Source organism: Asticcacaulis sp. P2_B1 (assembly GCF_056404915.1).
Genome location: NZ_JBFUDD010000001.1, coordinates 541,863 through 555,591, shown reverse-complemented (window position 1 = coordinate 555,591; position 13,729 = coordinate 541,863). Strand labels below are relative to the sequence as shown.

The following is a 13,729-nucleotide window of genomic DNA, read 5'->3' as shown; positions in this document are numbered from 1 at the left end:
GAAAAAAAATAGCGCTGGGGCTGTAAAACGACGTTACGCGTCGGCTTTGGCCGTGGTAATAAGTGACGCCGTGCCGTGCCCGCCGGGGGCGCACAGGTGCGACCATCATTAACCGGTAAAACCCATTAGCCGATAAAACCTATAGCCGATTTCAGGGAGGCCCATCATGCCACATTCCAATTTACAGCCGTCGCTTGCGCTCACCGAGGTTATCTACCTTCAGGGCATATTTCCCCCGCGCAGCGGGATCACCAGCGGCAGTGATGAGTTTGTCGCCGCCATTAGCCATTTTGCCGGCAATTTCGCTCCGCAAGGCACAGCGACGTGCAATGGCCAGATACTGCCTATTTCCCAGAACACGGCGCTGTTTTCGCTGCTGGGCACGACCTATGGCGGCGACGGAAAATCTACCTTCGCCCTGCCGGACCTCGGGGGCAATATTTCCGTCGGCAACGGTCAAGGTATCGGACTGTCGGACCATGTGCTGGGCGAGCGCTTTGGTATGGACGTCTTCGACCTGGCCGCGTCCAACATGCCGCCATCGTCGGGCGGCACATCACAGCCCGTCGACAATACCCAGCCCGCCCTGGTCATCAACTATTGTATCAGCCTGTATGGGATATTTCCTTCGTCGTCGTCCCTTACGTCGTCGGCCGGCAGCGATTATATCGGCGGCATTGTCGAGTTTGCCGGTAATTTCGCACCAAACGGCTATGCGCTATGCGACGGCTCAACCCTGTCTATCGCCGATAACGACGCCCTGTTCCAACTGATCGGCACGACCTATGGCGGTGACGGAGTCACCAACTTCAAACTGCCGGATCTGCGCGGACGGACCATTATCGGCGCCGGCGGGACCTATTCCGTCGGGCAAGTGGTCGGCCAGGAAAGCTCGACCCTGACCAGTTATCAAATGCCGACCAATATGGGCGGCAATGGTGGCCCCGTCGACAATCACGCGCCGTCACTGGCCATGAATTACATGATCGCTCTGCAGGGGATTTTCCCGTCGCGCAACGCCATCACCGATGTCGGCGGCAGCGGTGAAGCCTATCTCGGCGAAATCATCTGTAGTGCCAGCAATGTCATTCCGAAGGGCTTCGCCCTGTGCGCCGGTCAATTGCTGCCGATCAACCAGAACCAGGCGCTGTTCGCCCTCCTGGGCACGACCTATGGCGGCAACGGCACGACCACCTTCGCCCTGCCGGACCTGCGCGGACGCGATATTATCGGCACCGACGGCGACCATACGCTCGGCGGGGTCTATGGCAGCGACACGGTGACCTTCACATCGGCCGACGTGCCGTCGCTGAACTTCTCGGGCGACGCTTTTGATAACACCCTCTATGGCGGCGATTCCGCCGATGTGATCTCCGGCCTGGGCGGCAACGACAATATTCACGGCAATGGCGGCAATGACCAGCTGAACGGTGGAACGGGCGACGATACCCTGGCCGGCGGCACGGGCGATGACACCTATATCGTCGACGTCATTACCGACATCGTCGTCGAAAACTTTGGTGAAGGCATCGACACGGTGCAATCGTCGGGCAGCTTCAATCTTGGCGCCAATGTCGAGAACCTGACCCTGACCGGGGGCGCCAATGTCCACGCCGCGGGCAATGACCTCAACAACACCCTGACCGGCAATTCGGGCACCAATTCCATGAATGGCTATGGCGGCGACGATATCATCGACGGCGGCGCCGGTGCCGATGCGATGACCGGCGGATTGGGCAATGATACCTTCTATGTCGACAATGCCGGTGATACGGTCGTCGAAGCGACGGGCGAGGGCACGGATACGGTCTATTCATCCGTGACCTTCACCCTGGCCGGTCAGTTCATCGAGAACCTGACCTTGACGGGTAGCGCCAATATCAATGCCACGGGCAATAGCCTAGACAATATCCTGATCGGTAATTCCGGCAATAATACGCTGAGCGGCGGCAACGGTACGGATACACTGACCGGCAATGGCGGCAATGACAGTCTGGATGGCGGTTCGGGTGCGGACGTCATGACGGGGGGCGCAGGCGATGACGTCTACACGGTCGATAATGCCGGCGATGTCGTCGTCGAAAGCGTCGCGAGCGGGACGGACACGGTCAATAGCAGCTTGACCTACACTCTCGGCTCGGATGTCGAGAACCTGACCTTGACGGGCGCCGGCAATACCAACGGCACCGGTAACGGCCTCAACAATACGATCAAGGGCAATAGCGGCAATAACAGTATCGATGGCGGGGCCGGGATCGATGCCATGACCGGCGGCGACGGCAATGATATCTATTATGTCGATAATTCCGGTGACTCCGTCATCGAGGTCGCGAACCAGGGGACCGACAAGGTGATATCGTCGGTCAATTTCAGCCTGTCGGGCCAACAGATCGAAAACCTGACCCTGACGGGGCTTTCGGCGACGACGGCGACCGGCAACAGCCTGGCCAATGTCATTACCGGCAATACGCTCGACAATCTCATCGACGGCAAGAGCGGCGCCGACACCATGGCCGGCGGCGCCGGCAACGACACCTATACGGTCGACAATGCCGGGGATGTCGTCACGGAGACCAGCGGCAATGGTACGGACCTGGTCATCTCATCGGTCACCTTCACTTTGGCGGGACAACAGATCGAGAATTTGACGCTGAACGGCGTCAATGCGGTCAACGGGACCGGCAACAGCCTGGCCAATATTATGAATGGCAATAATGCCATCAATACGCTGAACGGCGGTTATGGCGCGGATACGCTGAGCGGCAAGGGTGGGGCGGATATCTTCCTGTTCGGCACCAATAGCGGGGCGGACGCGATTACCGATTTTTCGGCGGCGGGCGGAGACACGATCAATGTCAATGCCTATACCCATGGCGTGGCCAATACAGCCCTTATCCATCAGGTCGGTGCCGACACGACCATCGACTTTGGGGGCGGTAATATTATCACCGTCCAGAACACGACGGCCAACGATGCGGCGTTCCTGAGCCATATCGTCTGGTAACCCATTCACTTATTTGGGTAATTTGTTAGGGGTGAGATCGCCTGCCGGTTGAGACGGTCAGGCGATCTCAAGTCTCTGATTTTCTTACAGGATTGAAATAATAACGTCGTTCCCCTGAGCCGCTGCGGGAAAGCCGGTGCGTCTGTATCGAAAATGTGTTAATGCAACCTTAACAACACATCTCCCGGCCACGTCCGGACCTGCAGGAAACGCCCATGCCGATCTATAACAATTATGCGCCGTCGCTGGCCCTGACTCAGCTCGTCAATCTGCAAGGTGAATTTCCGTCGCGTGGCGGCGGTGGCGGTGGCGGCAATGATTTTCTAGGCCAGGTGCGCCTGTTTGCCGGTAATTTTGCGATCTACGGTACGGCAACCGCAAACGGCCAGACCCTGGCGCTCTCTTCCAATACCGCTTTGTTCTCCGTCATGGGGACAAATTTCGGCGGCAATGGAACGTCGAACTTTCGATTGCCCGATCTGGCCGGACGTATTGCCGTGGGAGAGGGCAGTGGTCCCGGTCTGAGCAACTATGTGATCGGCGAGCAGGACGGTTCGGGATTTTTCAATATCTACCAGAACAATCTGCCGCCGTCGTCGGGTGGGTCGGCCTTTCCCGTTGCCAACCTTCAGCCTGATCTTGGCATGCACTACATGATCCAGGTCGAGGGCCTTTTCCCGAGCCAAAGCGCCATTTCCCATTCGGGGGCCACGACGGGGCTGATGGGGCAGGTGTCCCTGTTCTGCGGTAACTACTCTCCCGGCGAATATATGAACTGCGATGGCAGGCTACTGAGTATCGACCAGTACAGTGCCCTCTATGCGATACTCGGCACGACCTATGGCGGCGATGGGGTCAGCACCTTCGCCTTGCCGGATTTACGCGGCCGGACGATCATCGGCGCGGGCATCCAGGCGGGGACCGGTATTACCTATGCCAATGGTCAAACCCTCGGGACGGAATCCTTCACCGTAGGCGGCACCTATATGCCGACCAATATGGGCGGCAGCGGCAATCCGATCGACAATCATTCGCCGTCCATGGCCATGAACTATATCATTGCGATAACGGGCAATTTCCYCAGCCGCAATGCAATTACCGAGGCGGACGGGGACGCGCCGTATCTGGGCGAAGTCATGGCCTTTGCCGGCAATTTTGTGCCGTCGGGGTATCTGCTGTGCGCCGGTCAATTGCTGGCGATCGCCACGAACCAGGCCCTGTTTTCCATATTGGGAACGACCTATGGCGGCGACGGCCGATCGACCTTCGCTCTGCCGGACCTGCGCGGCCGCGACGTTATCGGCACCGGTCAGGATTCGGAAGGTGTCACCCACTACCTCGGCGAAGTCTACGGCACCAATTCGACGACCATTTCGTCGGCCGACATGCCGGTTCTGAACTTTTACGGTAGCGGCCACCTGTATGGCGGCGATCAGTCCGATAACATCCATGGCGGCAGCGCGGTCGATTATATCGTCGGCAATGCCGGCAGCGACACGCTGGATGGCGCCGCCGGCGCCGACACCATGGTGGGTGGGATTGGCAACGACATCTATTATGTCGATGACACCAATGACGTGGTCACCGAATTAACGGGTCAGGGCACGGATATCGTCTATGCGACGGCGTCCTTTACGCTTAAGGGCGATGTCGAGAACCTGACCCTGCAGGGGACCGGCAATATCAATGGTTACGGTAACGGGCTGAACAATACGCTGGTCGGCAACAGCGGCAATAATATCCTCAGCGGTGGCGGCGGTATCGACGACATGACCGGCGGGTTGGGCAATGACACCTATATGCTAGACGGCATTGCCGACGTCATCCACGAAAATGTCGGCGAAGGCACGGATACGGTCGTCATCGACGTCAGCTATACCCTGGGCGCCAATCTGGAAAACCTGACCGTCACCGGCAATCGCGACGCCAGCCTGACCGGCAATGAGCTGGTCAATGTGCTGACGGGCAATGTCGGCGACAACGTGCTGGACGGCAAGGTCGGCGCCGACACCATGATCGGCGGCGGCGGCAATGACACCTATTATGTCGATAATGCCGGTGATGTGGTGGTGGAATCGACCGGGCAGGGGACGGACCGTGTTGTCTCCTCCATCGATTACAGCCTGGTGGGATCGTTCGTCGAAACCCTGCAATTGACCGGCACGACGGCGATCAGCGCGACCGGCAACAGCCAGGCCAACACCTTGATCGGCAACGGTCTCAACAATATTATCGATGGCGGCTATGGCGCCGATGCCATGAGCGGCGGCTATGGCGACGACACCTACTATGTCGAAAACGCCGGCGATGTCGTCACCGAAATCGGGGGGCAGGGGACGGACACCATCATTACGGTGATCAGCTATACGCTCAGCGCCAATGTCGACAACCTGACTTTGAAAACCGATGCTGCGGTCGTCGGCACCGGCAACGGGCTGGCCAATGTCATGACGGGCAGCAATGGCGCCAATACGATCGATGGCATGGGCGGCAACGACACCCTGACCGGCCGCGGCGGAGCCGACACCTTCATGTTCACGGCCGCCAGCGCCCGCGACACCATTACCGACTTTTCGACGGCCGAAGGCGACACGATCAATGTCCATGCCGTTACCAATGGCACCATGCCGGCGGGCGCGTTGCACCAGGTCGGCAGCGAAGTCCATATCGACCTGGGCGGCGGCAATGTCATCATCGTGTTGAACGCCTCGGCGACCGACGGGGCCTTCCTCAGCCATATCGTCTGGTAAACAAAATATAACGCCGCAGTGACCCCTTTTCCGCAAGGCTTACGCCTTCAAGGATAACAGGCCGGAATCGATCCGGACCACCGTTATCGCGAAAGGGTGAGGACATGCGTAAAATCAGCAACGATCTGAGCGGCGTCAATATTTCCGGCAATGGTCCGGGTGCGTCGATAAACTCCGGTACACCGGGGCCCGACACCCTGGTGGGCACGACAGGCGACGACAATCTGCACGGCGACGGTGGCGACGACACCATCGACCCGTTAAGCGGCACCGATCATGTCGAGGGCAATGACGGGATCGACACCCTGATCCTGCATTATGAAGGCTATCATCAGGGTATCTCCACCGGCGCTTTCACCTATGTTGCCGGCCAGGGCTATTCCGGCTTTTACGGGGCGCCGGGCTTTGGCTCGGTCGATTTCACCACGATCGAAAACTTCAAGATCTACGGCGGTGACTTTGCCGACGACGTCACGGTCGGTGACGGCAACGATCTGGTCAGCCTGGGCGGCAGTAACGACATCGTCCATCTCGGCCTGGGCACGGATTTCGCCGACGGCGGTGGCAATATTGATGGTTACGGCAAGAGCTTTGCCGGCCTTGGCAATGGTGTCAGCGTCAATCTCAATACGAATGCCGTCAGCGGCACCCTCAGCACGGTTGCCAATTTCGAGTATTTCGCCGGGGTCACGGGGACGTCGTTCAACGACACCTTCCTGGCCACCCAGGCCGCGATGGATGACACCATCAGCGGTGGTGACGGCGGGGACATCCTGGGGCCGGGTCTCAGTGGCGCCGGCGGCGATCATGTCGACGGCGGCCTGGGCAATGACACCCTGGTCATAGACTATTCCGGCTATCACCAGGGCATCGGCACCGGCGGCAATACGGCGTTCAGCGGTACGCTGGCCAGCGGCTATTCCGGCGCCTATGACGCGACCGGGTTCTCGACGGTCTTTTTCACCAGTATCGAGCGCTTCAACATCATCGGCGGCGATTTCAGCGATGTCTTCACGACCGGCGACAGCAATGATGTGGTCAGCACCGGCGGTAGCGACGATGTCGTCCATCTCGGGCGCGGCACCGACGCCGCTGACGGCGGCGGCAACAATGACGGTTACGGCAAGTCGTTCTCCAATCTGACGGCCGACATCACGGTCAATCTCAATACCAACACCATCCTCAATTCGGCCAGTACGGTCACCGGTTTTGAATATTTTGCCGGCATTACCGGCGGCTCCGGCAATGACACCTTCCTGGCCACCCAGGTTCAGTACGACGACACCATCGATGGCGGAACCGGCAACGACATCCTCGGACCCGGCCTGAGTGGCGCAGGCGGCGACCATGTCACCGGCGGGGCAGGCAGCGACACCCTGGTCATCGACTATTCCGGCTACCACCAGGGTATCGGTACGGGCGGCAATACGGCCTTTAGCGGCAGCTTCGCGGCTGGTTATGACGGCGCCTATGACGCTGCCGGCTTCTCGACGGTCTTCTTCACCGGTATCGAGAATTTCACCATTACCGGCGGTGATTTCACTGACACGTTTAGCACCGGCGACGGCAATGATGTTGTCAGCACCAACGGTAGCGATGACGTCGTCCATCTCGGCAAGGGCATCGATCAGGCCGACGGCGGCGGCAATGTCGACGGTTACGGCAAGGATTTCTCCGATATTGCCACCGGCGTCGGGGTAAATCTCGGTACCGGCATCGTTACCGGCAATGCCAGTACCGCGACCAATTTCGAATATTTCGCCGGCATTACCGGCGGCGCGGGTAATGACAGCTTCCTCAGCACGCAAAACGCCCGCGACGATACGATAGACGGCGGGGCCGGCAATGATATCCTCGGCCCTGGCCTGTCGGCCGGCGGGGGCGACCATGTCACCGGTGGCGCCGGCAACGATACGCTGGTTATCGACTATTCCGGCTATCACAACGGCATCGGCACCGGTGGCAATACGGCCTTCAGTGGCAGCCTGGCCGCTGGCTATGACGGCGCGTTCGATGCCGCCAGCTTTTCGGTCGTTTTCTTTACCGGTATCGAGAACTTCCAGATCACCGGTGGCGATTTCAGCGACACGTTCACGACGGGCGACGGCAATGATGTCGTCAGCACCGGTAGCAGCGACGACGTCGTGCACCTCGGCAAGGGTATCGACCAGGCCGACGGCGGTGGCAATATCGACGGTTACGGCAAGGACTTCTCTGAAGTCGCTACCGGGGTCAGCGTCAATCTCGGCACCGGGGTGGTGACCGGTACGACCAGCACGGCGACCAATTTCGAATATTTCGCCGGAGTCACGGGCGGGGCCGGTAACGATACCTTTCTCAGCACATTGAATGGCCGCGACGATACGATCGACGGTGGCGCCGGCGACGACGTCATCGATGCCGGGATCAGCGCCGGCGGTGGCGACCTGGTCATGGGGGGAACAGGCAATGACACGCTTATCCTCAACTACGCCGGTTACCACAACGGCCTGGGCAGCGGCGGCAATACAAGCTTCGTCGCCGATGGCAATGGCGGCTATAGCGGTTGGTTCGACGCGGCCAGCTACTCGGCTGTGCATTTCAGCAGCATCGAGAATTTCCAGATCACCGGCGGTGACTTCAGCGATGTCGTCACTCTGGGCGGGGGTAACAACAGTTTCGACGGCGCCGGCAGCAACGATACCTTGATCCTGACCGGCAGCAGCCTGGGCGACTATCTGTTCTACGACCTGGGTAATGGTCAGATCGGCGTCCGCGACCTGAGCCAAATGGAAGGCCAGGGTTTGACCACCATCAAGAACGTCGAGACCGTCCGGGTCAACGGCGTCGATACCGCGGTCTCCAGCCTGACCTTACAGACGGCCATCGTGCTCAGCGGCTCGGCCAATTCTGTCAATTACAGTGCCTCCGACCACGGTATTACCGTCTTCGCCATGGGCGGCGACGATGTCATCACCGGGTCCAATTTCGATGACTATATCGTCGGCGGGACCGGCGCCGATCGGATGAAGGGGCTTGATGGCAATGACCGTTATGTCATCGACAATGCCGGCGACGTGGTGATCGAAGGCGCCGGCGGCGGTATGGATACGGTCTATTCTTCGGTGACCTTCACCCTGGCCGGTCAGGAACTCGAAAACCTGACCTTGACCGGGTGGGGCGATATCGACGGCACCGGCAACAGCTTGGCCAATATCCTCAACGGTAATGGCGGCAATAACAACCTGACCGGCGGCGCGGGTATCGACACCTTGAACGGCATGGGTGGTAATGACCGATTGGACGGCGGGCTTGGGGCCGATGCCATGGCGGGCGGCGCCGGCGACGACACCTTTATCGTCGACAATTTCAGCGATAGCGCCAGCGAAAACGCCAGCGAAGGCTATGACACCGTCATTTCCGACAAGACCTGGACCCTGGGTGCCAATATCGAGGCCCTGCGCCTCAACGGCACCGACAATAATAACGCTACCGGCAATGGGCTCGATAACGCCCTGACCGGCAATAACGGCAATAATGTCATCAACGGCGGCGCCGGCGCCGACGCCATGGTCGGCGAAAAGGGCGATGACATCTATTATGTCGATAATGCCGGCGATACGGTGGTCGAGACGACGGGCGAAGGCACGGACAAGGTCGTCTCAAGCGTGACCTTCACCCTGGCCGGCCAGCAGGTCGAGAACCTGACCCTGACGGGCGCGGGCGATATCAATGCCACCGGCAACAGCCTGGCCAATATCATTACCGGCAATGCAGGCGCCAATGTCATCAATGGCGGGGCGGGGGCCGATACCATGACCGGCGGGGCAGGCAATGACACCTTCACCGTGGATAATGCCGGCGATACGGTCATCGAAGGCAGTGGTGGCGGCACGGACCTGGTCAATGCTTCGGTGACCTTCTCCCTGGCCGGGCAGTTTGTCGAAAACCTGACCTTGACCGGGACGAACGCCATCAACGGCACCGGCAACAGCCTTGCCAACACCATCACCGGCAATAATGCAGCTAATACTTTGAACGGCGGCACCGGTGGCGACACGCTGTGGGGCAAGGGCGGGGCCGACGTCTTCCTGTTCGGCCTATCGAGTGGCGCGGACACGATCAGCGACTTTTCCGCGGCGCAAAACGATACGATCAATGTCAATGCCTATACCCACGGTACAGCGCACACGGCCTATATCCATCAGGTCGGCGCCGATACTACGATCGATCTCGGTGGTGGCAATGTCATTACCGTGCTGCATACGACGGCGACCGATGCGGCCTTCCTGAGCCACATCGTGTGGTAGCAACTTAATGTGATTTCCCAAGTTCAACGCCCTGATTGTACAGTTGCACAATCAGGGCGCGAAATGGCGGGAGGCATGATGGACGGGTTCAGTGACAGTATCGGTTCGGCAAGTTCGGGCAGCGACGATACATTGACCGGCGGCAGCGGCGCCGACCGCCTTATCGGACTGGGCGGTAACGACAGCCTGAACGGTGGGGCAGGGGACGATGTTCTGTATGGCGATGCGCGGTTGCAAATCGGCAGCTTCGGGCTGTTGTATGGCAATAGCGGTGGGGCGATCAATAATTACAACAAGGCTGACCTGACCGCGGCGGCGCACGACCTGCTGATCATCAATCATGCCCAAGCGATCAATGGCGCGTACGGTCATCGCAACGAGAGCCCATGGTTATCGAGCGATATCCAAAGCATTGAAACCACTGGCAGCAAGCTCTTGATCGGTTATCTCAGCGTTGCCAAGATCACCAATTACATGGACACTTTCGACCCGAACTCGGTCGATGGCAGCGGCAATCCCAAGCCGTCTTCGACGTGGCTTAGCGCAAGGGACTCGTCGGACATACATAACGAGACCTACCTCGGCAAGGTCACAGATCCGGAATGGCAGACCTTGTTGCACCAGCGCGTCGATGAACTGATGGCGCAGGGCTTCAACGGCCTCTTCCTCGACGACATCATGGAATACCGCAATCAGGTCGTGCACCATGAGCCGGCGACCGATGAGGAAGTGGTCGCCCTGGCTCCAAGCGCTCAGGCGATGCGCGATGTCATTGTCGAACTGCGCCAATATGTGGATGGCAAGTTGGCCGCGGAAGGCAAGTCGCCGCAGGACTTCCTGTTCATCGCTAATAATGGGATCGACTTGATCCAGGATGCGGCGCATTTCGACCCATCTGGCCAGGCCGCCGCCAATGGTCGCTATTACAATGCGCTCGATGCTTTCCTGGCGGAAAACTATTTCTCCAAGAGTAATAGCTACGCCTATAACAATGCCGTATCGGAATATGGCGGCCAAGGCATTCCCCTATTGTCGCTCGACAATTATGTCTTCAGCGATGGGCAAGCCGATACATTCGCCCAGCAGGCTATCAATCTGGGATACCTGCCGTATGAGGCAAGGCATGAGATCTATCTTGGCGAACTCTATGCGCCATATGTCGTGACGCCGCCAGCCGGCGGCAATGATCACCTCGACGGTGGATTCGGCGCCGACGTCATGTATGGTGGTGGTGGTGACGACGTCTATCTGGTCGACAATGTCGGCGATCTGGCTGTCGAACGGGCCGGCGAGGGCACGGACATCATCTTTTCGTCGGTCAGCTACGACCTGGGGGACAATGTCGAAAAGCTGACCTTGTCGGTCGGCGCCCTACGCGGAAACGGCAACAATCTCGATAACCTGATCACCGGTGATAATCGCGACAACACCTTAAGCGGACGCGATGGCAATGATACGCTGAACGGCGGCAACGGCAACGATACGATGAAGGGCGGCCTTGGCGACGATACCTATGTCGTCAATGCCGCGGGCGATGTTGTCACCGAATACACCGGCCAGGGCAATGACACGGTGAAATCATCCGTCAGCTATGTCCTGGGCGCCAATTTGGAAAACCTGGTGCTGAGCGGTATCGGCAATATCGCTGCTACCGGCAATACCTTGGCCAATCACCTGACCGGCACCAGCGGCAATAATTTGCTCGACGGCAAGGTCGGGGCCGATGTCATGGCTGGTGGCGGCGGTAACGACACCTATGTCGTCGACAATGCCGGGGACGCGGTCGTTGAAGTCAGCGGTGGTGGCACCGACCTGGTCAATGCTTCGGTGACTTTCAGTTTAGCCGGGCAGTTCATCGAGAACCTGACCCTGACCGGGACGAACGCCATCAACGGCACCGGCAACAGCCTGGCCAATACGATCACCGGCAATAGCGCCGCCAATATCATCAATGGCGGCACCGGCGGCGACATGCTGTGGGGCAAGGGCGGGGCCGACGTCTTTCTGTTCGGCACATCCAGCGGCGCGGACACGATCAGCGACTTTTCGGCCAGTCAGAACGACACGATCAATGTCAACGCCTATACGCACGGTACGGCCCACACGGCCTATATCACGCAAAACGGCAGCGACGTCCTGATCAGTCTGGGTGGCAGCAACGTCATTACCGTTCAGAACGCGACATCTACTGACGCGGCCTTCCTGAGCCACATCGTCTGGTGAAGGTTAGTCCGGTTCGGCGAGGATATCGCCGATGCGGTCGAGGCGGTCGTGCCACAAGGAGCGCTGGAAGGCGATCCAGTGTTCCAGGACTGACAGGCCGGCCGTTTCGATGCGGCAGGTGCGGACGCGGCCGTGTTTTTCGCTGTGAACCAGGCCGCAATCCTGCAAGACCTGCAGGTGCTGCGATACGGCCGTCAGGGTGATGCCCAAGGGCTCGGCCAGGTGCGAGACCGACATCGGCCCGTGGCCCAGGCGTTCGACGATGGCGCGGCGGGTCGGGTCGCCCAAGGCATGAAACACGCGGTCAGCGGTTATGGGGGCGGCCTGGATCACAGATTGGCCGCCAATTTGTCCAGCAGGGCTTCCCAGCCGCCCTTCCGCATCTTGGGACCGTCGGCGCCTTCGAAAAAGACCGCCTGATGGGTGCAGATGAGCTTCGTGCCGGTCGCGGTCGGGCGCAATTCGAAGGTGACCAGGGCGCACGATATGCGTTTATCGTTCAAGGCCATGGACGAACTGATGACCACGCGTTGACCCGGCACGATGTCGTGGAAGACGGTGTCGGTGCTCAGGGTCATGCCCTTGATCGGGGCATTGCCGGTATAGATATAGGCGGCGCGCTCATGGCCGCCGACCTGAAAGTCCAGGGTGAAGAGCTGAATGTCGTGGTCGGGGCCTTCGACAAACCAGCGGCGCTTTTTGGCGGGATCGGCGAAGACGGCGAAAACCGCTTCCGGCCCCTTGGGGTAGTCGCGTTCAAGGACAAAGGTATCGTGGATGACGGCGGGATCGGACATGATCGGTCTCCTAAAACTGAAGTGTATGCTTCAGTAATCTTCGGGGACTTGATTGTCAAGTGGAGACTTCACTATTGCCACTTGCATCGCTGAAAGCGGGGGCTACATGGGAGAGATGACTCAACTGGGAAAATTCGGCGCATTGCCGCCTGAGCATTGCGTACCGGACGTCTTGATGCCCGGTTTGAAGGTGGTGTTTTGTGGCACGGCCCTGGGGCGGGTGTCGGCGGAGCGGCGGGCCTATTACGCCAACCCGGGCAACTTCTTCTGGCGCACCCTGGCCAATACCGGTCTGACGCCGGATCGCGTGGCGCCGCAGGACTATGCGCGTCTGGCGGACTATGGCATCGGCCTGACCGACCTGTGTAAGGCGCATTACGGAAATGACGCTGAACTGCCGTCGGATGCCTTGGACGCCAAGGCATTGCGCGACAAGATATTGCATTATCAACCGTTGATACTGGCCTTCACCAGCAAGACCGGCGCGAGCGCGTTTCTTGGCAAGGCGACAGGTGACATACCGCTTGGTTTGCAATCGGAAACGATCGGCGGGACGCACATCTGGGTACTGCCATCGCCGTCGGGCCAGGCGCGCATCTTCTGGAACCAGGCCATTTGGCAGGACCTGGCCGATGCCGTGAAAGCGATGCCGTGAAAATTCTGGCG

Annotated in this window: 7 protein-coding genes; 5 read left to right on the top strand and 2 right to left on the bottom strand. The window is 59.4% G+C overall.

What is annotated here, in order from left to right; translation table 11 throughout:
* Nucleotides 1-166: 166 nt before the first annotated feature.
* The 4 genes from AC1DX3_RS02570 (at nucleotide 167) to AC1DX3_RS02555 (ending at nucleotide 12,266) form a co-directional block, all read left to right on the top strand.
* Nucleotides 167-3,004 carry a tail fiber protein gene (locus AC1DX3_RS02570; RefSeq protein WP_476987663.1) on the top strand — a complete coding sequence of 946 codons (2,838 nt, stop codon included), beginning with the start codon at nucleotides 167-169 and terminating at the stop codon, nucleotides 3,002-3,004.
* A gap of 215 nt (nucleotides 3,005-3,219) precedes the next feature.
* The gene (locus tag AC1DX3_RS02565) at nucleotides 3,220-5,754 is read left to right on the top strand and encodes a tail fiber protein (protein ID WP_476987662.1); all 2,535 of its coding nucleotides are present in this window, start codon (nucleotides 3,220-3,222) and stop codon (nucleotides 5,752-5,754) included.
* 104 nt (nucleotides 5,755-5,858) lie between these two features.
* Nucleotides 5,859-10,043, top strand: coding sequence for a beta strand repeat-containing protein (locus tag AC1DX3_RS02560; protein ID WP_476987661.1), 4,185 nt, complete (start codon nucleotides 5,859-5,861; stop codon nucleotides 10,041-10,043).
* 78 nt (nucleotides 10,044-10,121) lie between these two features.
* Nucleotides 10,122-12,266 carry a hypothetical protein gene (locus tag AC1DX3_RS02555; protein WP_476987660.1) on the top strand — a complete coding sequence of 715 codons (2,145 nt, stop codon included), beginning with the start codon at nucleotides 10,122-10,124 and terminating at the stop codon, nucleotides 12,264-12,266.
* Between the two features lie 3 nt (nucleotides 12,267-12,269).
* Here the strand turns inward: AC1DX3_RS02555 and AC1DX3_RS02550 are convergent, their stop codons facing one another.
* The gene (locus AC1DX3_RS02550) at nucleotides 12,270-12,599 is read right to left on the bottom strand and encodes an ArsR/SmtB family transcription factor (protein ID WP_476987659.1); all 330 of its coding nucleotides are present in this window, start codon (nucleotides 12,597-12,599) and stop codon (nucleotides 12,270-12,272) included.
* Nucleotides 12,596-13,063 carry an SRPBCC family protein gene (locus tag AC1DX3_RS02545; protein WP_476987658.1) on the bottom strand — a complete coding sequence of 156 codons (468 nt, stop codon included), beginning with the start codon at nucleotides 13,061-13,063 and terminating at the stop codon, nucleotides 12,596-12,598. Before AC1DX3_RS02545 ends, AC1DX3_RS02550 begins: the two co-directional genes overlap by 4 nt.
* Nucleotides 13,064-13,238: 175 nt before the next feature.
* Between AC1DX3_RS02545 and AC1DX3_RS02540 the strand changes: the two genes are divergently transcribed.
* On the top strand, nucleotides 13,239-13,718 hold the full coding sequence (locus AC1DX3_RS02540; RefSeq protein ID WP_476987657.1) for a mismatch-specific DNA-glycosylase: 480 nt from the start codon (nucleotides 13,239-13,241) through the stop codon (nucleotides 13,716-13,718).
* Nucleotides 13,719-13,729 lie beyond the last annotated feature (11 nt).

Bases quoted from the DNA above. Each gene is read 5' to 3' on its own strand.
- AC1DX3_RS02540 (WP_476987657.1), top strand. From the start codon at position 13,239: ATGCCCGGTTTGAAGGTGGTGTTTTGTGGCACGGCCCTGGGGCGGGTG.
- AC1DX3_RS02560 (WP_476987661.1), top strand. From the start codon at position 5,859: ATGCGTAAAATCAGCAACGATCTGAGCGGCGTCAATATTTCCGGCAAT.
- AC1DX3_RS02545 (WP_476987658.1), bottom strand. From the start codon at position 13,063: ATGTCCGATCCCGCCGTCATCCACGATACCTTTGTCCTTGAACGCGAC.
- AC1DX3_RS02570 (WP_476987663.1), top strand. From the start codon at position 167: ATGCCACATTCCAATTTACAGCCGTCGCTTGCGCTCACCGAGGTTATC.
- AC1DX3_RS02555 (WP_476987660.1), top strand. From the start codon at position 10,122: ATGGACGGGTTCAGTGACAGTATCGGTTCGGCAAGTTCGGGCAGCGAC.